Origin of the sequence: Burkholderia pseudomultivorans, from assembly GCF_001718415.1 — a bacterium.
Lineage (GTDB): Bacteria > Pseudomonadota > Gammaproteobacteria > Burkholderiales > Burkholderiaceae > Burkholderia > Burkholderia pseudomultivorans_A.
This window is the reverse complement of record NZ_CP013377.1, coordinates 2,944,270-2,966,783: the sequence shown is the minus strand read 5'-3', so window position 1 is coordinate 2,966,783 and position 22,514 is coordinate 2,944,270. Positions and strand designations below refer to the sequence as shown.

The 22,514-nt window shown below is 65.4% G+C and carries 19 protein-coding genes and 1 pseudogene; 13 read left to right on the top strand and 7 right to left on the bottom strand.

Annotated features, from left to right (window positions below; translation table 11 throughout):
- The first annotated feature begins 8 nt into the window (after nucleotides 1–8).
- The 3 genes and pseudogenes from WS57_RS12880 (at nucleotide 9) to WS57_RS12870 (ending at nucleotide 3,002) form a co-directional block, all read left to right on the top strand.
- Nucleotides 9–1,331 carry an MFS transporter gene (locus WS57_RS12880; RefSeq protein WP_069244306.1) on the top strand — a complete coding sequence of 441 codons (1,323 nt, stop codon included), beginning with the start codon at nucleotides 9–11 and terminating at the stop codon, nucleotides 1,329–1,331.
- A 2-nt stretch (nucleotides 1,332–1,333) separates the two neighbouring features.
- Nucleotides 1,334–2,273, top strand: a pseudogene (locus WS57_RS12875) (amidohydrolase family protein).
- Nucleotides 2,274–2,528: 255 nt separating this feature from the next.
- Nucleotides 2,529–3,002 carry a cupin domain-containing protein gene (locus WS57_RS12870; protein ID WP_069244305.1) on the top strand — a complete coding sequence of 158 codons (474 nt, stop codon included), beginning with the start codon at nucleotides 2,529–2,531 and terminating at the stop codon, nucleotides 3,000–3,002.
- A 352-nt stretch (nucleotides 3,003–3,354) separates the two neighbouring features.
- Here WS57_RS12870 and WS57_RS12865 read toward each other — a convergent pair whose 3' ends face one another.
- Entirely contained in the window at nucleotides 3,355–5,163 is a 1,809-nt protein-coding gene (locus WS57_RS12865; RefSeq protein WP_069244304.1) for an ATP-binding protein, read from the bottom strand.
- Between the two features lie 590 nt (nucleotides 5,164–5,753).
- Here WS57_RS12865 and WS57_RS12860 point away from each other — a divergent pair.
- From WS57_RS12860 to WS57_RS12850, 3 genes are all read left to right on the top strand, one after another.
- Entirely contained in the window at nucleotides 5,754–6,224 is a 471-nt protein-coding gene (locus WS57_RS12860) for a 2,4'-dihydroxyacetophenone dioxygenase family protein (protein ID WP_059513940.1), read from the top strand.
- A 115-nt stretch (nucleotides 6,225–6,339) separates the two neighbouring features.
- The gene (locus WS57_RS12855) at nucleotides 6,340–6,822 is read left to right on the top strand and encodes a cysteine hydrolase family protein (RefSeq protein ID WP_059513943.1); all 483 of its coding nucleotides are present in this window, start codon (nucleotides 6,340–6,342) and stop codon (nucleotides 6,820–6,822) included.
- A 206-nt stretch (nucleotides 6,823–7,028) separates the two neighbouring features.
- A complete protein-coding gene (locus WS57_RS12850; RefSeq protein WP_059513945.1) occupies nucleotides 7,029–7,685 on the top strand; it encodes a hypothetical protein in 657 nt (218 codons plus the stop codon).
- A 36-nt stretch (nucleotides 7,686–7,721) separates the two neighbouring features.
- On the opposite strand, the gene WS57_RS12845 is transcribed toward WS57_RS12850, so the two are convergent.
- The 3 genes from WS57_RS12845 to WS57_RS12835 all read right to left on the bottom strand — a co-directional run bounded on the left by WS57_RS12845 (nucleotide 7,722) and on the right by WS57_RS12835 (nucleotide 11,364).
- Nucleotides 7,722–8,594, bottom strand: coding sequence for a hypothetical protein (locus WS57_RS12845; RefSeq protein ID WP_059513948.1), 873 nt, complete (start codon nucleotides 8,592–8,594; stop codon nucleotides 7,722–7,724).
- Nucleotides 8,595–9,017: 423 nt separating this feature from the next.
- Nucleotides 9,018–10,265 (bottom strand): serine hydroxymethyltransferase, encoded by a 1,248-nt coding sequence (gene glyA / locus WS57_RS12840; RefSeq protein WP_069244384.1) that lies wholly within the window; start codon nucleotides 10,263–10,265, stop codon nucleotides 9,018–9,020.
- A gap of 364 nt (nucleotides 10,266–10,629) precedes the next feature.
- Nucleotides 10,630–11,364 carry a TetR/AcrR family transcriptional regulator gene (locus WS57_RS12835; protein WP_059604415.1) on the bottom strand — a complete coding sequence of 245 codons (735 nt, stop codon included), beginning with the start codon at nucleotides 11,362–11,364 and terminating at the stop codon, nucleotides 10,630–10,632.
- Nucleotides 11,365–11,540: 176 nt separating this feature from the next.
- Between WS57_RS12835 and WS57_RS12830 the strand changes: the two genes are divergently transcribed.
- The 7 genes from WS57_RS12830 (at nucleotide 11,541) to WS57_RS12800 (ending at nucleotide 19,037) form a co-directional block, all read left to right on the top strand.
- Nucleotides 11,541–13,079 carry a bifunctional 3-(3-hydroxy-phenyl)propionate/3-hydroxycinnamic acid hydroxylase gene (locus tag WS57_RS12830; RefSeq protein ID WP_059515999.1) on the top strand — a complete coding sequence of 513 codons (1,539 nt, stop codon included), beginning with the start codon at nucleotides 11,541–11,543 and terminating at the stop codon, nucleotides 13,077–13,079.
- 44 nt (nucleotides 13,080–13,123) lie between these two features.
- Nucleotides 13,124–14,026 (top strand): VOC family protein, encoded by a 903-nt coding sequence (locus WS57_RS12825; protein ID WP_069244303.1) that lies wholly within the window; start codon nucleotides 13,124–13,126, stop codon nucleotides 14,024–14,026.
- A gap of 80 nt (nucleotides 14,027–14,106) precedes the next feature.
- Complete coding sequence (locus WS57_RS12820) at nucleotides 14,107–14,952, top strand: alpha/beta fold hydrolase (protein WP_009687623.1); 846 nt, start codon at nucleotides 14,107–14,109, stop codon at nucleotides 14,950–14,952.
- 137 nt (nucleotides 14,953–15,089) lie between these two features.
- Nucleotides 15,090–15,878: a 2-keto-4-pentenoate hydratase gene (gene mhpD / locus WS57_RS12815; RefSeq protein WP_069244302.1), complete on the top strand. Its 789-nt coding sequence runs from the start codon at nucleotides 15,090–15,092 to the stop codon at nucleotides 15,876–15,878.
- A 13-nt stretch (nucleotides 15,879–15,891) separates the two neighbouring features.
- Nucleotides 15,892–16,833 carry an acetaldehyde dehydrogenase (acetylating) gene (locus WS57_RS12810; protein WP_069244301.1) on the top strand — a complete coding sequence of 314 codons (942 nt, stop codon included), beginning with the start codon at nucleotides 15,892–15,894 and terminating at the stop codon, nucleotides 16,831–16,833.
- 13 nt (nucleotides 16,834–16,846) lie between these two features.
- Nucleotides 16,847–17,854 (top strand): 4-hydroxy-2-oxovalerate aldolase, encoded by a 1,008-nt coding sequence (dmpG, locus tag WS57_RS12805; protein WP_069244300.1) that lies wholly within the window; start codon nucleotides 16,847–16,849, stop codon nucleotides 17,852–17,854.
- A gap of 91 nt (nucleotides 17,855–17,945) precedes the next feature.
- Nucleotides 17,946–19,037, top strand: coding sequence for a porin (locus tag WS57_RS12800; protein WP_069244299.1), 1,092 nt, complete (start codon nucleotides 17,946–17,948; stop codon nucleotides 19,035–19,037).
- A 105-nt stretch (nucleotides 19,038–19,142) separates the two neighbouring features.
- On the opposite strand, the gene WS57_RS12795 is transcribed toward WS57_RS12800, so the two are convergent.
- From WS57_RS12795 to WS57_RS12785, 3 genes are all read right to left on the bottom strand, one after another.
- Nucleotides 19,143–19,589, bottom strand: coding sequence for a nuclear transport factor 2 family protein (locus WS57_RS12795; RefSeq protein WP_009689233.1), 447 nt, complete (start codon nucleotides 19,587–19,589; stop codon nucleotides 19,143–19,145).
- A gap of 83 nt (nucleotides 19,590–19,672) precedes the next feature.
- The gene (locus WS57_RS12790; protein WP_069244298.1) at nucleotides 19,673–21,052 is read right to left on the bottom strand and encodes a DUF1329 domain-containing protein; all 1,380 of its coding nucleotides are present in this window, start codon (nucleotides 21,050–21,052) and stop codon (nucleotides 19,673–19,675) included.
- Between the two features lie 407 nt (nucleotides 21,053–21,459).
- Nucleotides 21,460–22,476, bottom strand: coding sequence for a porin (locus WS57_RS12785; protein ID WP_230949750.1), 1,017 nt, complete (start codon nucleotides 22,474–22,476; stop codon nucleotides 21,460–21,462).
- Nucleotides 22,477–22,514 lie beyond the last annotated feature (38 nt).

The window sequence follows — 22,514 nt, the reverse complement described above, 5'->3', positions numbered from 1 at the left end:
GAGACAACATGCAAACCGCTTTCATGGACGCGTCCGCGATCGAACGCCGGACCATACGAAAGGTCGTCTGGCGACTCATTCCCTTTTTGATGATCTGCTACCTGCTTGCCTTCATCGACCGGGGCAACGTGGGGATGGCGTCGCTGCAGATGAACCATGACCTCGGGATGTCGGCGCAGGTGTTCGGTTTCGGCAGCAGCCTGTTCTTCATTTCATACTTCTTTTGCGAAGTGCCGAGCAATCTCGCGCTGCAGAAATACGGCGCGCGGATCTGGATCGCCCGGATCATGATCACGTGGGGCATCGTGTCGGCGGCGACCGCGCTCGTGCACAACGCGACGACGTTCTACGTGCTGCGTTTCCTGCTGGGTGCGGCCGAGGCCGGCTTTTTCCCCGGCGTGCTGCTTTATCTGTCGTACTGGATTCCCGCGCAGTATCGTGCGCGGATCGTCGCAACGTTCATGGTCGCGATTCCGGCCGCGAGCTTCATCGGCTCGCCGATCTCCGCGCTGCTGTTGCAGATGGACGGTGTCTGGGGCCTGCGCGGGTGGCACTGGCTGTTCATTCTCGAAGGCATTCCGACCATGCTGCTCGGCATTGCGTGCCTGTTCGTGCTGACGAACAAGCCGGAGAACGCGAAGTGGCTCGACGACGACGAGCGCGCGTGGCTCACGACTACGCTGGCCGCCGGCCACAAGACACGCAAGAAGGTGCCGTCGCTGCCGCTCGCGCAACTGTTCCGCAACCGCTACGTGCTGTGCCTCGCGCTCGTCGACACGTGTGCGTCCGCGGCAGGCAGCACGCTGTCCGTGTGGCAGCCGCAGTTGCTGAAGTCGTTCGGCTTGACCGTCATGGAGACCGGCCTGCTGAATTCGGTGCCGTACGCGGTGGCCTCCGTCCTGATGGTCTACTGGGGGCGGCGCTCGGACCGCGTCGGCGAACGGCGCTGGCACACGGTCGTGCCGATGCTGCTGATCGGCGTGGGCCTGTTCGCGACGTCGCTCAGCGGATCGCTGCTGCCGACGATCTGCATGCTCTGCGCGGTGCTGGTGGGCGCGTATTCGTTCAAGGGCCCCTTCTGGGCGCTCGCGACCGACATGCTGTCCAACAGCACCGTGGCGGCCGGGCTCGCGACGGTCAATGCGATTGCGAACCTGCTCGGCGGCGGGCTGATGGTGAACGTGTACGGGTGGGTGAAGGCGGCGACGGGCAGCTATGCGCTCGCATTGATGCCGCTCGCGATCCTCACGCTCGTGAGCGTCGCGACGCTGCTGCTGCTCACGCGCAATCATGCGTCCGGCAAGCTGGTCGGCAAGACGGGGACCATCTGATCATGGCGCGGATGGCAAGACGCGGGTTCCTCCGGATCGCCGGTGCGACGCTGGCTTCGGCTGCATTGCCGAGGCCGGCCGCTGCCGACGAAACCTGGTCGAGCGGCATCGCGCGCCCGGCGTTCCGGCTGCCCGAAGGGGCGATCGACTGTCACATGCACATCTACGACGACCGGTTCCCGGTCGCGCCGGGCACGACGCTGCAACCGCCGAATGCGACCGTCGCGCAATACCGGAGCGTGCAGACGCGCGTCGGTGTGAAGCGCAACGTGGTCGTGACGCCGTCGACGTACGGGACGGACAACCGCTGCACGCTGATGGCGCTCGCGCAGTTCGGCGACGCCGCGCGCGGCGTCGCCGTCGTCGACAGCACCGTGAGCGACGACGAACTTCGGGCGCTCGATCGCGGCGGCATCCGTGCGATCCGGTTCAACCTGAGCTATCCGGGCGCGACGACGCTCGACATGCTGGCGCCGCTCGCCGCTCGCCGCGCGCATCGCGAACCTCGGATGGCATATCGAGCTGGTGGTGCAGGGCGCGCGGCTGCCGGAGCTGGAACGTCATCTTGCGGTGTTGCCTTGTCCGCTCGTCATCGACCATATCGCGCATGTGCCGCAGCCCGGCGGGCTGTCGTCGGCCGCGTTTCGTAGCGCGCAACGCCTGGTTGAAAAGGGCAATACGTGGATCACGTTGTCGGGCCCGTACGTCGACAGCAAGACGGGGGCGCCTGCCTACGACGACGTCGCCCCGGTCGCGAAGGCGCTGATCGACATGGCGCCGGAGCGCATGCTGTGGGGCACCGACTGGCCGCACCCGACGCAGAAGACGGACAAGCCGGATGACGCGAGCCTGCTGGACGTGATCGCCGGCTGGATCGGGCGTCCGGACTGGCAGCGGCTGATATTCGTTGCCAACCCCGCGAAGGTGTATGGGTTTGCGTAGCGCAGGCAGGATGTCGCGAAAGCGTCGGGGCAGTGTGGTCGGGTATCCGGGGCCGACTGCATCCGTCGACTCTCGGCCAGGAGGGGACACGGGGCCTTATGCCAGCATCGTTGACAATCGCAGCAAAAAAGCGCCTAAAGCAACTGGGGTTCACGACCAATCGAAAGATAGGTTGATTGTTCGAATCAAGATTGACGCCTCCGTCATGCATTTCCACAATCTCTTTTGCCTATTTTGACGGAGTGAGGATCGCAAATGGATCAGCCCCAAGCTTGCATGGTCGCCGCCGATGCAGTACCCCGTACGAAACCTTCAAACTACCCTGAGCCGTTTGCCTCGCGCATGACGGGACGGGAGAAGAAACCTCTTGGCGATCCGTTCGGTTTGAGTCAGTTTGGTGTGAACTTGACGACATTGAGCCCCGGCGCGGTGTCTGCTCTACACCATCGGCACTCGAAACAGGACGAGTGGGTGTATGTCCTCAGCGGCGAGGTTACCCTCTACGTCGGTGACGAAAGCTACCTCATGCGACCTGGAATGTGCGCCGGGTTTTGCGCGAATGGTATGGCGCACCATCTACAAAACAACTCGGCAGCCGATGCCACGATCATCGAGGTCGGCAGCAGGGTATCTGGCGACGCAGTAAGCTATGCAACAGACGATCTCGTTGCTGTGATGGGTTCAAACGGCCAGTGGGGTTTCCAGCACAAGAACGGTGAACCCTACTAATTTCAACGTCCGCTTTGGACGGAGCCGAACGTCACCGATGGGTCGATCACGGCCCTTGATGAAGTGACGGCGAAGCAATCTCAGACCTGATCTGACGCTGACTGAGAGATCAGGTCTTGACTTACGCAACTGCTCGACTGATACCGACATCACAAGGCTGGCCTCGACGGAGACCGGAATTCAACGGAGACCCGGCGCGAGCGGCCATCGGCTTTGCCACCGCACTTCGGAACACGACCTCGCGCGATGGAGAGGTGAAGCCGCGCGGCGAGCGACTGTTCCAGCGGCAACGCACGTGCATTGCAGACGTATCACCAGACGAAGGGAAGGCAAGATCCGCGCTGGCCGCCCATCACGCCGAAACGTCGATCGACGAACTGCCCGGTAACGTCAAGACGAACGTGCAGCCCTCTTCCGGGCGAGTGTGCAGTTCGATGTTGCCGCCATATCGCTTGGCGATCGTTTTCACAAAGGCCAGTCCGAGGCCGGCGCCGGCGGGGTGACGAGGCGGTTCGACCGGCAGGCGTTGAAATGGCTCGAACAGACGTTCCCGGGCTTCAGCGGAAATGCCGGGCCCGTGATCGGAAACGGAAATGGCATATCCGTGCTCGACGCAGTACAGACGCACGGTTACCGTGGCATCCGCCGGACTGAACTTGATCGCATTGCTCACGAGATTGACGACCGCGCGCACCAGCAGGAAGGGTTCCACGCGCGCGACGCAGACCTCATCGCCAATGTCCACGTCGAGCCGGATGCCGCGCGCTCGAGCCGGCGCCCACAATTCATCTATCGCATCGAGCACCACGCTGCCGATGTCCGTTTCCGCCAGGGACCAGATCGGCGCTTCGGCGCGCGCCAGCAGAACGAAGTCGTCGGCCAGCGCCAGCGTTCGGCGCGCGTATGCGGCAATTCGGTCGAGCAGGCCCTGGGTGGACGGGCCCGGTTCAGCCGCTCGCTGAAGATCGATCAACGCGAGAATCGACGACTGAGGTGAGCGCATGTCATGGGAAATGAAGTGCAGCCACGCTTCCCGCCGACGCTCAGCGAGACGGATCTTCGTTACGTCGAGCACGAAGCCGATCGTTCGCTTGACCCTGCCGTTTTCATTCTGAGGACAGGCCGTGGTCTGAACCCATCGGATTTCGCCATCGGGTTGAACGACGCGGTACTCGACCCGATGATCCGTGTCGGACGCAATGCACGCCTCCGCGGTGCGGGTGACCTCGACCGCCATCTCGACATCGTCGGGATGAATGAAGCGGCGGAACTGCTCGATCGAGGTGATCGGATGGTCGGGCGAGCGGCCCATGATGCGATACCAGTTCTCGTCACACTGCAGTGTGTCCGATTCGATGTCGTACTCCCAGATTCCCAGTCCGCCGACACGGGCCGCGATAGCCAGTCGTTCTTCGCTGCGCCGGAGCAAATCAAGCGCGACGCGTTCGCGCGTGACGTCTCTCGAAACGCACAGAATGGCTGTCGTTTTTCCCTCGGCGTCCAGTATCGGCGTCAGCATATTGTCCCAATACCGGGTATCGTGTCCGGCGCGCTCGCTTCGCCCGGGAAACCTGCCGGATGCGCCGTTCCTTGCGGATTCCAGCGCGATACTTCCCTCGGGACGGACGTCTTCGGGCAACAGTGGCAGCCACGGCATGCCGAATCCCGAGTCTTCATCGACATCCAATGCCTGGCATCCGGCGCGGTTCATGTGCAGCAGCCTGCCTGTCGGCGAAATCAGCTTGATGCAGTCGATGCTGATATTCAGCATATCTGACTGTATCGACGTATGACCCTTCAGCTCCATTTCCCTGGCCTTCAGGTCATGGATGTTCGTGCACGTGCAGAGCGATCCGGTGTCGACTCGATGAAGATTGACGATGAACCACTCGTCGACGCCGCGGGAACCCAGCAGCCGGCACTCGAGCGTTTCGTGTTCCGATCCGGATTGCATGGCGCGCAGGGCCGACAGGGCGGCATATCGGTGCTCGGCATGCACCAACTCGGTCCATTGGAGCCGAGAGGGCGTCTCGATCGAGCGATCGGCGTAGGCAAGCCACGCGTCGTTGATGCCGATGACCTCGCCGTTCTCGTCGAAGTGGCATGCCGGTGTCCGAAGGGCGTTGATCAGGCCGGCAGTCGCAAGGCCGTCCGGGTTCACGGGGCGAGATTTTTCTGAAGAAACAGCGGGAGATTCCGTTTTCCGGGGTCTGGGGTATGAATGATCGAGGCCGTCTATGCCGGACGCGCGAGAAGTTTCATTTTCAAAACAAAATCCGTTCATTTAAATTACGTTCCGCGCATTGACGACACGTTTTACAGAATGTCAGACATCAAATAAAGCATCAATGGGGGGACGGAAATATGAATTCATATCGTAGTAGTCCATATTATTTTTCAGGTCGGAAGAAAGAAGTGGCGCTCTGCCACGATTGGACATCTCGCCAGACATAGTGTCGGCGTGAGGTGGAGAATTAAAAACCAGTGGTATCGAATGACGCCGACATCCGCGCAGCGTGCCGGCCCGGCGACACGCCCGCGCTGTCCCGATACGACCACGCAATGTCCCGTTTCGACAAGGGCAGCGCACGCCGGAACGTCCATCATCGGCAAACCGGGTGCACGAGGCCTCGTGTCCCGCGATCGGGATGACGGGCGCACGCGCATCCCCGAAAGAGATCAAGCACGCCGCACGGGCCCGGGCTGAATCGGGCGAAACGGCGGCGCGGCGCACACCGAGGAGATGACGGAATGTTCTATGAAAATGTGGCGACCGAATGCATCGACGACGCGTCGATGCCCTGGATACCGATGTCGGCCGACTTGCCGGACGTGAAGGTGAAGTACTTCAAGCTCGACCCGACGCGCGGCGAGATCATCGTGCTGCTGAAGTCGCCGGCGCACGCGCAGTTGCCGAAACATCACCATACCGGGACGGTCATCGTCTATACGTTGTCGGGTCGCTGGAAGTACGTGGAGCACGACTGGGTCGCCGGCCCCGGCAGCCTCGTATTCGAAACCGCGGCGTCGCGTCATACGCCGCAGGCGCTCCCCGGCGACGAAATCGTGACGCTGAACATCGTGCAGGGCGAGCTGATCTACCTCGACGACGAGGATCGCATCATCTCGACCCAGAACTGGTCGTCGGCGCTGCAGCACTATCTGTCGTATTGCGCCGGAAACGGTACCACGCCGAAGGACATCACCGCGTTCGGCGCGTGATCGGCACGTCGGCCCCGATGCAGCGGCATTCACGGTCGACTATGATACGGAGCCGCCGTCGTTCTTCGAACCGACGCCGGCTATCCGGGCACCTTCCGTGCCGGCGCGATCGTACATGAAACAGGCGCTGCTGATCGTCGACGTCCAACCCTGCTTTTCCCCGCCGTCGTGGCTGGTGGACGGCATTCGCGCGTGGGTCGGCGTGATTCCCACCGTCGCGACCGTCGAGCGGCACGACGAGCAGCGCGTCCCGTTCCGGCGCCAGCTGGGCTGGGCGCCGGGCCCGGCGGACGACAGTCTCGTCGCGGCCGACCGGATCTTCATCAAGCACGGATATGCGCCGTCGGCCGACACGATCGACCATCTGGTGCAACTCGACGTCGAGCGTGTGCTGGTCTGCGGCATCCAGACGGATACCTGCGTGCTGGCCGCCGGGTTTGCGCTGTTCGACGCGGGGCTGAGGCCGACGCTGGTCGAGGATCTGACGGTCGGGTCGTCGCTCGATCGGTCGGGCGCGCTGGGCGTGACGCTCTGGCGGCATCATTTCGGGCACGTTATTCGATCCGCGCAGATTCTTCATCGATCGACGTCGAACTGAAGACCCGCACGATGCGATCCATCGTGACGATCGGGTTCACGATCACGAGGCGGTTCAGCCGCGTCCGAACATTTCCTGACAGAATACGGTCACATTCGCGAGAAATCGCATTCGCTGAAACCCGCCCGGGTTTCCGTGCCGATACGCGGCGGCCATTCCGCCGCGCCCACTTCGCGATAAAGATCGAACGAAAGAGGAAATTTGCAATGACCAGAACGGATAAGTCGGCGAAGGCTCGCGCGGCGCTCGACCAGTTGTTTTCGGATGTGCCGACCGCCGGCGGCAGCGACGGCGCGCGTCCAGGCGATCCGTTCGCACCCGCGTCCGCCGATGCCGGCGCGCGCGCAGGTCTCGAGGTGACCGTGTCGACACGAATCCAGCTGCGCGGCTATCCGAACGCCGACGCGTTCATGAAGCGGATGGCCGAAGCATGGGGGCTGACGTGGGGCGCCTACGACAATGTGCAGGCCGTCGCGACGCTGCCTTTCGGCTGGCGACTGCGCCAGTTGCCGGGCGTCACGCAGATCGTCGACGCGCGCGACGTGCTGCGCGCCGAGAGCAGCCTGCAGGGCGGCGACATGTCCTATCTGAAAGTGCAGCCGCGTTACTACATCGACGCGCGCAAGGGCTTCGGCTGGGGCAAGTCGTCGCGGGCGTCCGACGATCCGGATCTCGACGGCCCGGACTGGCGCTGCCTCGTGATCGACCGCGAGACCTCCACGGAAGTGCATGAAATGACCAGTTCGCCATCCCGGGCCGACCTGGACAATGCGCGTGCGGAATTGCTGAAGTGGCTCGACGCGCACTACCCGCGTCATCGCGATCCGTTTGCGTACTGGACGGATTGCGAAGGGGGCGCGTGATCCGGAGGACGGGGCGAATCCCGGTGGGGGTTCGATTCAACGGCTCGGCATGAGGCGGCGGCGAATCGCGCCCTTCATGACCGGAACGCCGATCTGCAGCAGCTTGCGGATACCGTCGTCGCGGCCGACCTTGTCGGTCGCGCTGTCGGTCATGATCTTCATGATGTCGGCCGGATAAAACTCGGTGAAGAGCGCATTGGCGCCGAACTTGGCGAACACATGATGCAGGAACGAGCCGACCGGCGGCCCGATCTTCTTGAACAGCCCCATCTTCACGAGCCGGTTGTTCCACAGGTGCAGCGTGTAGGAATCGGCGCACAACGCTGCGCACTCGTCGAAGTGTTCGGGCAGGAAGACCTTGTAGTAGTCGTCGTAATGCACCGGGTAGAAGAAATTCTGCGGCAGTCCTGCGTCGATTCCGTATATTTTCGTCAGCAGCAGCGGACCGGTCTCGCCCCACTGAATCGGGGTGCCCTTCATGGCTTCGATCTGGCGAATCGTGTCGTGCAGACGCGGATCGTCGGAATCCAGTCGAAGGATCGCGTTACAGATTTTTATCGGGTCTTCGCGGCCGATCAGGTTGCGCGTGTCGCCGAGGTCGAAGTCGCGCAGCAGCAGGATATCGGTGTCGACCCAGATTTCATCCGTCTTCGTAAACATCATGAAGCGGAAGTAGTCGGTGAAATGCGCCATCGACGGCACGCCATTGACCGGGAAGGCGTTGAGGGTATCGCGGGAGGTAATCGTGCTCGCGTCCTTGGCGACGATGCCCTCGGGCAGGTTCCTGATCTCTTCGTAGCTGTAGAGGCTCACCTCATTGCCATAAGCAGCAAAGGAATTCAGGCAGGCGGTTTCATAGGGCGATAATTCCGGGCCATGCCAGAACGATGCAAATTTTACTTGGGTCATGATCTTTCCTGCTGCAGGATGCCGATAATCGATTCGGCGTGCAGATCAAGCACGCGGTGTCGGCTGATCTGCGGGGACTCCGTGGGGGCAGGATATCCTTTCACGGTTGCCCTGCATTTTTTGTTCGGTAGATCACCGACGGGGGGATGAGGCGGTTCCGTGAAGCGCCGGCGCTTCGGAAGAATCGCGACCCGATTCAGGATGCCGAAGCAGGGAAATACCGCCGCGACCGGCGATTGCATCTATCGTCGACCGAATGCAAAGCGGGACCTGTGCCGCTCGCGTGGGGAAGATGGCGCGAGTGGCGGGCGGCGGCATGTCGAGCCGCCGCCTGTTCGCGAAAACGCGGCGTTCCGCGCCATGCGACGATCACGGGCGGCCGCGGGCAGCGGCCGGACCTCGATCGTCGTCGGCGCGGCGCGATCAGCGATAGACCGGGAAACGCTTGGTCAGCTCGGCGACCTGCGCACGCACGCGCTCGATCGTCGCGGCGTCTTCCGGATTGTCGAGCACGTCGGCGATCAGGTTGCCCACCTGCTCGGCTTCCGCCGGGCCGAAGCCGCGCGTCGTCATCGCCGGCGAACCCAGACGGATCCCGCTCGTCACGAACGGCTTTTCCGGATCGTTCGGGATCGCGTTCTTGTTCACCGTGATGTGCGCCGCACCCAGTGCCGCTTCCGCCGCCTTGCCGGTGATGTTCTTTGCGCGCAGGTCCACCAGCATCACGTGGCTTTCGGTGCGCCCCGACACGATCCGCAGGCCGCGCTTGACCAGCGTCTCGGCCAGCACGCGCGCGTTCTCGACCACCTTCTGCTGGTATGCCTTGAACTCCGGCGACAGCGCTTCCTTGAACGCCACCGCCTTCGCCGCGATCACGTGCATCAGCGGGCCGCCCTGGATGCCCGGGAAGATCGCCGAGTTGATCGGCTTCTCGTACTCGGCCTTCATCAGGATCACGCCGCCGCGCGGGCCGCGCAGGCTCTTGTGCGTCGTCGTCGTCACGAAGTCGGCGTGCGGCACCGGGTTCGGATACACGCCCGCGGCGATCAGGCCCGCGTAGTGCGCCATGTCGACCATCAGGTACGCGCCGACCGACTTCGCGATCTTCGCCAGACGCTCGAAATCGATCTTCAGCGCGAACGCCGACGCGCCCGCGACGATCAGCTTCGGCTTGTGCTCGTTGGCCAGCTTCTCGGCCGCGTCGTAGTCGATGTCCTCGTTCTCGTTCAGCCCGTAGCTGACGACGTTGAACCACTTGCCCGACATGTTCACCGGCGAGCCGTGCGTCAGGTGACCACCGTGCGCGAGGCTCATGCCCATGATCGTGTCGCCCGGCTTGAGCATCGCGAAGAACACGCCCTGGTTCGCCTGCGAGCCGGAGTTCGGCTGCACGTTCGCGGCTTCCGCGCCGAACAGCTGCTTCACGCGGTCGATCGCGAGCTGCTCGACGACGTCGACGTATTCGCAGCCGCCGTAGTAGCGCTTGCCCGGATAGCCTTCCGCGTACTTGTTCGTGAGTTGCGAGCCCTGGGCGGCCATCACGGCCGGGCTCGTGTAGTTTTCCGACGCGATCAGCTCGATGTGATCTTCCTGGCGGCGGTTTTCCTGCTGGATCGCGGCGAAAACTTCGGGGTCCACGTTTTCGACGGTGCTGGTGGCGCGATTGAACATGTCGTATTCCAAAGCAGATTGAGAGGCGGCCTGACGGACGTTCGTCCCACAGGGCCGGTGCGCGTTTTTTCTGACGAATGCAACGGAAAGGCGGGCCGACCGGTCGAATCGGCGGACCGGGCGAAGCGGTGTCTGTCGCCCGGCGTCATTTGAAAAGACGGGCCGTTTTTCCGCTAGAACGATTGCGACAAACTGGTAGAACGCCGTCGGTTTCGCGATGGCGCATACGGACAGGAAAATGTCCGGGATGCGCAGGCACGGGTGTTCGCGCGCCGGCCGTCGAGGCTTCGCGGCGGCTGGCGCAACGCGGGGCCGCCGCGCGCTCGCGCCGTTCCGTGGAGAGGAAGTTCGGAAGCCGCGCCCGTCAGCCCCGCCGCGCGCGCGCCTTGCCCTGCGCCGGCGCGGCCGGCTTTGCGCTTTTCGCCTCGCGCTTGCGTGCCGGCGCCGCGCTTGCGTCGCGCAGCGCGGCGGCGTGCGCTTCGCCCATCGAGCCGAGCGCGTCGGTCAGCTGCGACATGTACGTCGCCATCGAGCAGCCGTCGCGGGACTGCAACGACACGAACGCGCCGTCGAACCCGGCCATCCCGAAGTGCGCGAACCGCTCGGCGACGGCCGCCGCGATCGCTTCGCCTTCCGTGCTGAACGCCGCGCGGATCATCTGCCGCATGTAGTCGCGGCCCTCGTTGCGCACGGTCGCGACGATTTCCATGGCCTCGGGCGCGTCGGTCGCCTCGCTGGTCATGACCATCACCATCAGCAGGCGCAGGAAATTCTCGCGATGCACGAACACTTCGCCGGTGCGCTGCAGATACCAGCCGAGCCGTTCGCGCGGCGTCCCGTCCTGCGGCGGATCGCGGTGCGCGTCGCGCATCGCCTCGAAGAAGCCGTGCGCGCCCTGCGCCATCACTTCCGCCAGCAGCCCCGCCTTCGATCCGAAGTGGTGATAGATCGCGCTTTTCGGAATGCCGGTCGCCTCGACCAGCGCCGACATCGACGTGCCGGCGTATCCGTACGCGGACATCACGCGCGACGCCGCGTCGAGGATCTCCTGGCGCGACTGCTGGCCGCGCCGGTTGCCGGTGGGTTGGGAATTTTTCATGGCCGAAGTATACCGTTCCCCATTTATGGACCGATCGGTCCAATACTCGTATTCCCTAGTTTTTAGTTTTGGACCTATCGGTACAATTCCGTCGCATCGAAGGCGGTTTCGCGGCAACGCGGCACGCGCCGGGCGACCGGTCCGCCGGACAGCGGATGAGAGACAGGAGACAACGAATGACCCAGCACTACGATGCGGACGTCGCGATCGTCGGCTATGGCCCGACCGGCGTGATCGCCGCGCTTGCATTGGCGAAGCACGGCATTTCCACCATTGCGTTCGAGCGTCACCGCGACATCTACCCGCGCGCGCGGGCCGTGACCGTCAACGACTGGACGATGCGCATCTTCCAGAACCTCGGCGTCGACGAGCCGGTGCTCAAGCAGATCGACCCGCAGCGCGCGCTGCGCTGGATGCGCTACGACGGCACCGAGATCCTGCGCATCGAGCACCCGCCATCGACGCTCGGCATCAAGCCGCGCTTTTTCAACATCTACCAGCCGACGATGGAAGCGACGCTGCGCGAGTGCGCGGCCGCGCACGGCGAGCGCATCGACGTGCGCTACGGCAGCGACGTGGTGGCGCTCGAACAGGACGAGGACGGCGTCACGGTGACCGCGAAGGACGCGGCGACGGGTGAACTCGGCAGCGTGCGCGTGCGCTACGTGATCGGCTGCGACGGCGGCAGCAGCGCGACGCGCGGAATGATCGGCGTGAAGCTGCTCGGCGACACGCTCGACGTGCAGTGGATCGTGATCGACTGTCGCGTGAAGCGCTGGTGGCCGGACCGAAACCTGCTGACCTTCTGGTCCGACAAGGAGCGGCCGGTGGTCGACATCGCGCTGTCCGGCGGCAATCACCGCTGGGAGCTGCCGCTCAAGCCGGGCGAGACCGAGGCCGATTTCAGCACGAACGAGCAGGTGTGGCCGCTGCTCGAGGCGCTGGGCGTCAGCGAGGACGACGTCGAGATCCATCAGCACGCGTTCTACCGGCACCACACGCGGATGGCGGACCGGTGGCGCGTCGGCCGCGTGTTCCTGGCGGGCGACGCGGCGCACCTGATGCCGCCGTGGGCCGGCGCGGGGATGCAGACCGGCATGCGCGACGCGTTCGATCTCGGCTGGAAGCTCGCGGGCGTGCTCAACGGCAGCTTGCCGGCGCACTTCCTCGATACGTACGAGGCGGAGCGCCGCCCGAACGCCAGCTTCTACACCGATCTCGCGGTGCAGCTGGGCCGCATCATCAAGCAGGAACTGACCGACGAAGAGCAGGCCGCGCTCAACGCACCGCCGGCGCCCGATGCGCCGGAAGCGCCGCTGATCGCACCGCCGGTGCTGGCCGCCGGCTGGCTGCGCGGCCCGCTTGGCGAAGGCAGCATCGTCGGCCGCATGGTGCCGCAGCCCGTGGTCGGCGACAACCGCGGCGTGATGGCGCGCCTCGACGATCTGCTCGGCGACGGCTTCGCATTGCTCGGCGACGACGTCGATCCGGCCTCGCTGCTGACGCCGCAGGAAAAGGCCGCATGGGACAAGCTCGGCGCGCGCTATATCGCGCTGCGTCAGCAGGACCAGCGCACGCAGGGTCGCGACGAACTGATCGATCTGGATGGCGTGCTGCGTCCGTGGCTACGCAAGTACGGCGTGCGGGCAGTCGCGCTGCGGCCCGACCGCTTCGTCGCCGCCGCGGACGTCAGCGGCCTCGCGGTGCCCGCATGAGTACGTGTGCGTCGCCGGACGAAACAACGAAGGAGATTTCACGAATGAGCACTGTGACCGAACTCGGTTACGTCGGCATCGAGGCGAGCGATCTTGCCGAATGGGAACGCTTCGGCGTCGAGCTGCTGGGCATGCAGCACGCGAGCCGGACCGATACGTCGCTGAGCCTGCGCATGGACGGCAAGGCGCATCGCTGGATCGTCGAGGCCGGCAGCGCCGACGATCTCGCGTTCACCGGCTACGGCTGCGAGACCGATGCCGATCTCGATGCGATCGTCGTGCGGCTGCGCGCGGCTGGCACCCGGGTCGACGCAGGCGACGCGGCGCTGGCCGCCGCACGCAAGGTGCGGCGCATCGCCGTCACGGCCGACCCGCTCGGCAACCGCATCGAGCTGTACGTCGGGCTGGCCGACGCGGACACGCCGTTCGCATCGGACCGGCTGGTGTCGGGCTTCGTCACCGGCGCGGGCGGCGCCGGCCATCAGGTGCTGATGGAGCGCGGGATGGACCGGCAGGTGCTGGTCGACTGGTACGGGCTGCTCGGCTTCCGGATCACCGACGTGATCGATCAGCAGCTGGCGCCCGGCATCGTCGCGAGCGTGACGTTCATGCGCTGCAACGGGCGTCACCACACGGTCGCGCTCGCCAACATGCCGTTTCCGAAGCGGATGCATCACTTCATGGTCGAGGTCGCGGACATGAACGACGTGGGTCTCGCATACGACCGCTGCATGGACGCGAAGCAGCGCTTCGAGATGACACTCGGCCTGCACCCGAACGACCGCATGTTCAGCTTCTACGTCCGCACGCCGTCGGATTTCAACGTCGAGGTCGGCTGGGGCGGGCTGATGGTCGACGACGCAACCTGGCAGGTCCAGCATCTGGACCGGCTCAGTACCTGGGGGCACCGCCCGCCGCACGTCGTGGCCGACCTGCTGCGGTCGTGACGGCGGCCATCGCCGCAAACAAACCGCCTTCCTGCGCGATGCGCGAGCGCATCCGCGATTTTTGAACGAGGACCGAAATCATGGCACTGACTCAGGCTGGAACGAGCCGTACCGTCAAGACGCGCGACTGGCAACTGCACTATCAGGAGGCCGGCACAGGGCATCCGCTGATGCTGCTGCACGGCAGCGGCCCGGGCGCGACCGGCTGGAGCAACTTCTCCGGCAACATCGAAGCGCTGTCGAAGCAGTTCCACGTGTATGCGGTCGACATGCCGGGCTGGGGGCAGTCGGATGCGGCGACGGTCGAGCAGCTCGATCACGTCGACGCGGCGATCCAGTTCATGGATGCGCTCGGCATCGACAAGGCCGCGTTCGTCGGCAACTCGATGGGCGGCCAGACGTCGCTGCGCCTCGCGACCGAGCATCCCGACCGCATCACGCATCTCGTTACGATGGGCCCGCCGGTCGGGCGCATGCCGACGCTGTTCGGCGCCGGCGACGGGCCGTCCGAGGGGCTCAAGGTGCTGATCCAGGCGTATCGGGACCCGAGCGCGGAGAACATGCGCCGGCTCGTGGAGATCATGGTGTACGACAAGGCGCGCTTCGCGACGCCCGAGCTGTGCGAAGCGCGTTCGAACGCCGCGCAGGCGCGTCCCGAGCATCTGCGCAACTACGTCGAGGGGCTGCCGAAGGGTGCGCCGCTGCCGAAGTGGGTGAAGCCCGAACTGCTGCCCGCGATCAAGGTGCCGACGCTGCTGATCCACGGCCGCGACGATCGCGTGGTGTCGTACGAGACGTCGCTGTTCCTGCTCGCGAATATCCCGAATTCGCGTCTGGTGCTGCTCAACCGCTGCGGGCACTGGGCGATGATCGAGCACCCGGAGGAGTTCAACCGGCTGGTCGCCGATTTCGTCGCGAACAACTGACGAAACGATCACGCGTGCCGGCGCGGTGCTCGTGCCGGTGCGCGCCGGTCGACGGATGGCCGGACGAAACGCGGGCTGCAGGCGCGGCCATATCGTTCGCACCACGAATTGAAGCAACAACCGAAACGGAGGCCGCGATGACGGACCCGAATACCGTGCATGAGCTGGCGGCGCGACTGCGCGAAGCCGAGGCGTCGCGCAGGACGATCGAACCGGTGCGCGGCACGATCGCACTGGACGACATGACCACCGCCTACGCGGTGCAGCAGGCAAACGTCGAGCGCCGCATCGCCGCCGGCGAGCGCGTCGTCGGCCGCAAGATCGGCCTCACGTCGCGCGCGGTGCAGCAGCAGCTGGGCGTCGACCAGCCCGACTTCGGCGCGCTGTTCGCGTCGATGGCGTACGGCGACAGCGAGCCGATCCCGCTGTCGACGCTGATCCAGCCGAAAGTCGAGGCCGAGATCGCGCTGGTGCTCGAGCGCGATCTTACGCACGACAGGCACACCTTCGCCGACATCCTGCGTGCGAGCGCCTATGCGCTCGCCGCGATCGAGGTCGTCGACAGCCGCATCGAGAACTGGAACATCCGCTTCGTCGACACGGTCGCCGACAACGCGTCGAGCGCGCGCTTCGTGCTCGGCAGCCGGCCGGTGCCGCTGTCGCGACTCGACCTGACGGCCTGCGCGATGACGCTCTCGCGCGACGGCGAGGTGCTGTCCGAAGGCAGCGGCGCCGCATGCCTCGGCAATCCGCTGAACGCGGCCGTGTGGCTGGCCGACCGGATGGCGCAGCTCGGCACGCCGCTGCGCGCGGGCGACGTGGTGCTGACGGGCGCGCTCGGCCCGATGGTCGCGGTGCGCGAAGCCGGCACCCATGTCGCGCAGATCGACGGGCTCGGCAGCGTCCGGGCAACTTTTACGGCTTAACCGAGGCATTCGCATGGCTTCCGAAAAACTCAAGGTGGCGATCATCGGCTCCGGCAACATCGGCACGGACCTGATGATCAAGATCCTCCGTCATGGCAGGCATCTGGAAATGGCGGCGATGGTCGGCATCGACGCGAACTCGGACGGTCTCGCGCGCGCCGCGCGGCTCGGCATCGCGACCACGCACGAAGGCGTCGAAGGACTGACGCGCCTGCCGGTGTTCGACCGGATCGACTTCGTGTTCGACGCGACGTCCGCCGGCGCGCACGTACGCAACGACGCGCTGCTGCGCACGCTCAGGCCGTCGATCCGGATGATCGACCTGACGCCGGCCGCGATCGGCCCGTACTGCGTTCCGGTCGTCAATCTCGACGCGCACATCGACGCGCCGAACGTGAACATGGTGACCTGCGGCGGCCAGGCGACGATTCCGGTCGTCGCGGCCGTGTCGCGCATCGCGCCCGTGCACTACGCGGAAATCGTCGCGTCGATCAGCAGCAGGTCGGCCGGCCCCGGCACGCGCGCGAACATCGACGAATTCACCGAGACGACGTCGAAGGCGATCGAGGCGGTCGGCGGCGCGGCGAAGGGCAAGGCGATCATCGTGCTGAACCCGGCCGAGCCGCCGCTGATGATGCGCGACACCGTCTATACGCTGTCCGCGCTCGCGTCCCGCGACGCGATCGAGGCGTCGATCGAGGACACCGTCGCGAAGGTGCACGCGTACGTGCCCGGCTATCGGCTGAAGCAGAAGGTGCAGTTCGACGAGATTCCGGCGCATGCGCCGCTCCATATCCCGGGCCTGGGCCGCTTCAGCGGGCTGAAGACGTCGGTGTTCGTCGAAGTCGAAGGCGCCGCGCACTACCTGCCTGCGTACGCGGGCAATCTCGACATCATGACTTCCGCCGCGCTCGCGACCGCCGAACGCATGGCGCAGGCGCGCGTGAGCGCGTAAGGAGCATCCGGCGATGAGCAAGAAAATCTATATCTCCGACGTCACGCTGCGCGACGGCAGCCATGCGATCCGGCATCAGTACTCGATCGCGAACGTGCAGGACATCGCACGCGCGCTCGATCGTGCGAAGGTGGACAGCATCGAGGTCGCGCACGGCGACGGCCTGCAAGGCTCGAGCTTCAACTACGGCTTCGGCGCGCACAGCGATCTCGAATGGATCGAGGCGGTGGCCGAGGTGGTCACGCACGCGAAGATCGCGACGCTGCTGCTGCCGGGCATCGGCACGATCCACGACCTGAAGGCCGCCTACGACGCCGGCGCGCGCATCGTGCGCGTCGCGACGCACTGCACCGAGGCGGACATCTCGAAGCAGCACATCGAATATGCGCGCGCGCTCGGGATGGACACGGTCGGCTTCCTGATGATGAGCCACATGACCACGCCGGAGAACCTGGCCGTCGAGGCGAAGAAGATGGAAAGCTATGGCGCGAACTGCATCTACGTCGTCGATTCGGGCGGCGCGCTGACGATGCGCGACGTGCGCGACCGGTTCCGCGCGGTGAAGGCCGTGCTGAAGCCCGAGACGCAGACGGGCATGCACGCGCATCACAACCTGTCGCTCGGCGTCGCGAACTCGATCGTCGCGGTCGAGGAGGGCTGCGACCGGATCGATGCGTCGCTCGCGGGCATGGGCGCGGGCGCGGGCAACGCGCCGCTCGAGGTGTTCGTCGCGGCGGCCGAGCGGATGGGCTGGAACCATGGCACCGATCTCTACACGCTGATGGACGCGGCCGACGACATCGTGCGGCCGCTGCAGGACCGTCCGGTGCGCGTCGATCGCGAGACGCTCGCGCTCGGTTACGCGGGCGTGTATTCGAGCTTCCTGCGTCATGCGGAGGTGGCCGCGAAGAAGTACGACCTGAAGACGGTCGACATCCTCGTCGAGCTGGGCAGGCGCCGGATGGTCGGCGGGCAGGAGGACATGATCGTCGACGTTGCGCTCGATCTCGCCGGAAAGTAGCCGTCGGCGGGCCGCATTCGAATCGCGCCATCACAAGAACGCCTGACGTCGCGGCCGATTCGAAAAAATAAAACAATGTTTGGAGACACGAATGAAAAAGAGATTTGCTGCCGTATGTTTTGCAGTCCTCCCGATCAGTTCGGCCATTGCGCAAAGCAGCGTCACGATCTACGGCTTGATCGATGCCGGTGTGACCTATGTTTCGAACGAGGGCGGACACGCCGTGGCGAAGTTCGACGACGGGATCCTCGTGCCGAACCTGTTTGTGATCCAGGGCGCCGAGGATCTCGGCGGCGGCACGAAAGCGATCTTCAAGCTGGAGGACCAGTTTCAGCTCGGTTCGGGCATGACCATGCAGCCCGGAATCTTCGGCCGCAACGCGTACGTCGGTCTCGACGACGCCCGCTTCGGCAAGCTGACGCTCGGGAATGTCTACGAGTTCATGTTTACGTCGCTCACCGAAGCGAAAAACACGCCGGGCCTGATCTCCGGTGGCCTTTACAGTATCGCGGCCGGTCCGTTCCAGAATCTCGGCATCCCGCAAAACCCGACCGGCTGGTTCTCGTGGGCCCGCACGAACGGCATGCCGATCAACAACGCGGTCAAGTACCAGTCGCCGCAGATCGCCGGCTTCTCCTTCGGCGCCCTGTATTCGTTCGGCGGCGTCGCCGGGTCGTTCGGATCGAACTCGGGCATCAGCTTCGGCCTGAACTACGATCGCGGCCCGTTCGGCTTCGGCGCCGCCTATACCGAACAGAAGTATCCCGGTGCGGCCGATGGTTCGCCGCAGGTGGCGATCCGGAACTGGGGCGTCGGTGCCCACTACGCGCTCGGCCCGACGCTGAACTCGGCCAGCTTCGTCACGGTCCGGAACGCGCAGACGGGCGCCTATGCGTATGCCGGACAGCTCGCCAGCAACTGGCAGATCACGGCCGCGCTTTCGCTCGGCGTCAGTTACATGTACATGAAAGGGAACGACGTTCTGTACGGCAACCATGCCAACCAGGTCGACGCGATCCTGGGCTACTCGCTCTCGAAACGCACGATGGTCTATGCGGAAGGTGCGTACCAGCGGGCCAACGCCGGCGCGCGGGCCGCCATCAACGGAATCCTGAATCCGTCCGGCTCGTCGAGCGGCGCTTCGCAGGCGATCGCCCGGGTCGGGATCCGGACCATGTTCTGATCGAGGGAATGACGGACGCGAGGGTAGCCGGCTTTGGGCTGGCTACCCGGTCGGCGCGCCTGGCGGCCGTCCGGCACCGAACGCATGCCGGCTTCCACCCCGTGCTCAATGCGAACCGAGCACGTCCCGCGTGCCGATCTCCAGGTTCACGCGCATCGCCCAATGTACCGCGCGCCAGCCGTCCGGCGTGCGCTTCCAGGCCGCCACGTATTCGCCCAGCGCCTCGTACAGCAGAGGCTGTTTCGCGCCGGCGCCGCGATGCGCGGCCCGCACGTAGATGCGGCTGCGCGCGTCGGTCTCGCCGTCGCCGACCTCGACGTGCGGCGTGCCGAGCAGATGCTGGGTCGGGCCGCAGCCGTCGAGGTGCGAGCGGATCATCGCGACCAGTTCGGCGCGCCCGTCGACGCGAAACTCGCCGCTGTTGTAATCGGCCTGCACGTGCGGCGCGAATACCGTGTCCAGCATCGGCCAATTCCGCTCGTCGAGGGCGCGTGCATACCGGCTGTGCGCCTCAGCGATCGCCAGTGCTGCCGCGACGTGATCCGAATCCATCCGGGTTCTCCGTATCGATGTACCTCCCGACGCGTGCGTGCGCACCGTCGGGCGTGGCGGCGCGCAGCGATGCGCGCCGTGTGTCACAGTCCCGAGCCGCGTGCGGCGTCCGGCGCGAAGTACGCTTCGTTGAAGGACGGATTGCGGTTGAGGACGGTCATCGGTCCCGCGTTCGTGAGCCGGTCGGCCATGTACGCGCCCGACACGAGGTCGTGATAGAAGACCGCGGTCGGATAGAAGCGCTGCGCGTCGTACGCGTAGACGTTCGTCTGAATGTTCGTGCGCCACAGCGCGCCGCGCGAGTCGAAGTTGTCGGACAGCAGGCCGTACCACGAATCCTCGTCGAGGTAGATCACGCGCTTGGCGTACTGGTGGCGGAAACCGGGCTTCAGCGTCGCCTCGAGCACCCAGACGCGATGCAGTTCGTAGCGCATCCGGGCCGGATCGGCATGGTGCGGCGTCAGCAGCTCGCTGTACTTCAGCGACGACGACAGCATCCGATAGTTGTCGTACGGCACGTAGATCTCGCGCTTGCCGACGATCTTCCACTGGTAGCGTTCCGGCGAACCGTTGAAGAAGTGGTCGTCGTCGACGGTGCGGAATCCGCCGGGCCCTTGCGGCTGATCGTAGCCGTATTCCGGCGCCTGGCGCACGCGCCGCGTGCCGGGGCTGTACATCCAGGTGCGGTTGGAACTCGCTTCGGCGCTGTCATAGACGGAGTAGCCGACCATGATCGTGCCGCGCTCGTTCAGCGGCAGGTCGGTCGCGACGCGGAAGTACGCACGATTGAGGTTCGACAGCTTCGGATCGAACGGCCGCGCGTCCTTCGGCGACCAGATGTCGTACTTGACCTTCCCCCACGCAATATTGCCTTCCGGATAGACGACCGCCTGGTCGTAGACGGCCTTTTCCGTATCGATCGACGAAGCGTATTTCAGGTTCCACAGCAGTTCGAGGCCGGTTTTCGGCACGGGGAACGGCACGGTCGGACCGGCGTTCTTCAGGCCGTTGCCGTCGCCGATCATCTCCACGCCGGCCGCATAGGTGCGGATCGCCTTGTAGGTGCCGTCGTCGTAGCGGAAGTCGCGGTGGCTCGGATAGACGGGAATCCTGAACGTGTCCGGGTACTTCTTCAGCATGGCCTTCTGGCCGTCGGTGAGGTTCGCTGCATATTGCGACATGTTCTGCGCGGTGATGACGAACAGCGGCTTCTCGTCCGCGTAGGGATCCGGGTAGCGGTCGCCCGGCTGGTATTTGATGGTCGGCGGCGCGCCGAGCCATTTGCCGGACCATGCGGGCACGTTGCCGTCGCTGGATGCCGCGCGCTGCGCGCCCATCGGCGTCAGCGTCGAGTCGAGCGCCTTGAGTCCGTCCGGCGAGATGCCGGCCCATGCCGTCGCGGCCAGCCACGTGCCGGTCGCGATCAGCCCGGTTCGAATCAGACATGCCGTGCTTGGTTTCATCTGGTGATTCCCCCTCGATAGTCGTGGATTGGGTACGACGCCGGCGCACCGCCCGCGCGCGTGATCGGCGCGGCACGGCATCGGCTGGATATCCGGATTCGGTTGCCGCTCGCCGGAAGCCGGCTGGCTGGGTCGCGTGTCGGCGACAAGGCGGCGTCGTGTCGGCCGGGCAGGCCGACGCGTTCGACGACCCACTCTATCGAAGGGCGCGGCGCGGTTAATCGTCTGAATGAATTAGGGGAGAGGCCGGAGATGAAGCCGCCGGCGCGGCAGCGGCAGGCTGCAGCTGGTTCGCCCGGCACGCGCGGCCGGACCGGCGGACATCGAAACCGACGCGCAGGTCGCACGCGCTGCGCGTCCGGTATCGGCGGCCTTGGCAGCCGCGCCGCCGAGGGGGCGGCCGACGTCTAGAACCGCGTGCTGAGCCCGATCCGTGCGATCGATTGCAGCGCGCCGCCGGACGCGCCGTCCGGATCCATCACGCCGTTGATCTGCGCGCGGCTGCCGTGGTTCGCGCGCTGGTGAACGCCGGCGACATACACCATCGTGCGCTTCGACAGCCAGTACTGGACGGCGGCGAGAACCTGGTGCGCGTGCGCGTTGTCGAGCGTGTCGTTGCCCTTCATGTACGTGTAGGCTGCGCCGATCACCCAGGCGGGCGACGGCCGCCACGACGCGCCGGCTTCCGCCGACCAGATGCCCGCGCCATTCGCCGCATTGCGCACGGTCGTCACGAGCGCTTTCGCGGTGACCTGGCCGAGCGTGTAGTGCATGCCCGCGCCCCAGTTGCGCACGCTGGTGGCCGGCAATCCGTTCGCTGCGCCGTACTTCTGGTTCGTATAGGCCGCACCTGCGCCGAACGGGCCGTTGTCGTAACTCGCACCGACACTGACGGTATTGGCCGCGCCGATCGAGCCGGCGACGTTGCCGAAGCCGTACAGCGCGCCGACGGTCAGGCCCGCCAGCGACGGGCTCGTGTACTTGACGGAGTTCGCGACGCGGTTGCTGCCGGCCACGCGGTCCCAGTCGAACGCGCCGGTCGGGTTGTTCGGCAGCGCGAGCCTGTCGAACGGTCCGTTGCGGAACCCGTACAGGCCGACGAGGTCCTGCGCGACCTCGTTGCCGCCGGCGGCCAGCGCATCGACCATGAACTCGTACTGGTTGCCGAGCGTCAGCGTGCCGTAGCGGTCGTTCTGCAGGCCGACGTACGCGGTCCGCCCGAAGAGGCCGCCGCCGATGATCGCGCCGTTCGCGAGCGAATACTGGTTGACGAGCCGGAAGATCGCGCGCGTGCCCGCGCCGAGATCCTCCTTGCCTTCGAAGCCGAGCAGGTTCGGAAAGAAGATGTTGTCGTCGAACTTCGCGCTGCCGTGGCCGCCTTCGTTGCTGACATAGCTGATGCCGGCGTCCATCAGCCCGAACATCGTCACGCTGCTTTGCGCAAACGATACGGCAGGAATCG

What these genes read in the sequence shown, in the direction of transcription:
- WS57_RS12880 (WP_069244306.1), top strand. Translation starts at nt 9, where the DNA reads ATGCAAACCGCTTTCATGGACGCGTCCGCGATCGAACGCCGGACCATA.
- WS57_RS12870 (WP_069244305.1), top strand. Translation starts at nt 2,529, where the DNA reads ATGGATCAGCCCCAAGCTTGCATGGTCGCCGCCGATGCAGTACCCCGT.
- WS57_RS12860 (WP_059513940.1), top strand. Translation starts at nt 5,754, where the DNA reads ATGTTCTATGAAAATGTGGCGACCGAATGCATCGACGACGCGTCGATG.
- WS57_RS12855 (WP_059513943.1), top strand. Translation starts at nt 6,340, where the DNA reads ATGAAACAGGCGCTGCTGATCGTCGACGTCCAACCCTGCTTTTCCCCG.
- WS57_RS12850 (WP_059513945.1), top strand. Translation starts at nt 7,029, where the DNA reads ATGACCAGAACGGATAAGTCGGCGAAGGCTCGCGCGGCGCTCGACCAG.
- WS57_RS12845 (WP_059513948.1), bottom strand. Translation starts at nt 8,594, where the DNA reads ATGACCCAAGTAAAATTTGCATCGTTCTGGCATGGCCCGGAATTATCG.
- glyA (WP_069244384.1), bottom strand. Translation starts at nt 10,265, where the DNA reads ATGTTCAATCGCGCCACCAGCACCGTCGAAAACGTGGACCCCGAAGTT.
- WS57_RS12835 (WP_059604415.1), bottom strand. Translation starts at nt 11,364, where the DNA reads ATGAAAAATTCCCAACCCACCGGCAACCGGCGCGGCCAGCAGTCGCGC.
- WS57_RS12830 (WP_059515999.1), top strand. Translation starts at nt 11,541, where the DNA reads ATGACCCAGCACTACGATGCGGACGTCGCGATCGTCGGCTATGGCCCG.
- WS57_RS12825 (WP_069244303.1), top strand. Translation starts at nt 13,124, where the DNA reads ATGAGCACTGTGACCGAACTCGGTTACGTCGGCATCGAGGCGAGCGAT.
- WS57_RS12820 (WP_009687623.1), top strand. Translation starts at nt 14,107, where the DNA reads ATGGCACTGACTCAGGCTGGAACGAGCCGTACCGTCAAGACGCGCGAC.
- mhpD (WP_069244302.1), top strand. Translation starts at nt 15,090, where the DNA reads ATGACGGACCCGAATACCGTGCATGAGCTGGCGGCGCGACTGCGCGAA.
- WS57_RS12810 (WP_069244301.1), top strand. Translation starts at nt 15,892, where the DNA reads ATGGCTTCCGAAAAACTCAAGGTGGCGATCATCGGCTCCGGCAACATC.
- dmpG (WP_069244300.1), top strand. Translation starts at nt 16,847, where the DNA reads ATGAGCAAGAAAATCTATATCTCCGACGTCACGCTGCGCGACGGCAGC.
- WS57_RS12800 (WP_069244299.1), top strand. Translation starts at nt 17,946, where the DNA reads ATGAAAAAGAGATTTGCTGCCGTATGTTTTGCAGTCCTCCCGATCAGT.
- WS57_RS12795 (WP_009689233.1), bottom strand. Translation starts at nt 19,589, where the DNA reads ATGGATTCGGATCACGTCGCGGCAGCACTGGCGATCGCTGAGGCGCAC.
- WS57_RS12790 (WP_069244298.1), bottom strand. Translation starts at nt 21,052, where the DNA reads ATGAAACCAAGCACGGCATGTCTGATTCGAACCGGGCTGATCGCGACC.
- WS57_RS12785 (WP_230949750.1), bottom strand. Translation starts at nt 22,476, where the DNA reads ATGTTCGGGCTGATGGACGCCGGCATCAGCTATGTCAGCAACGAAGGC.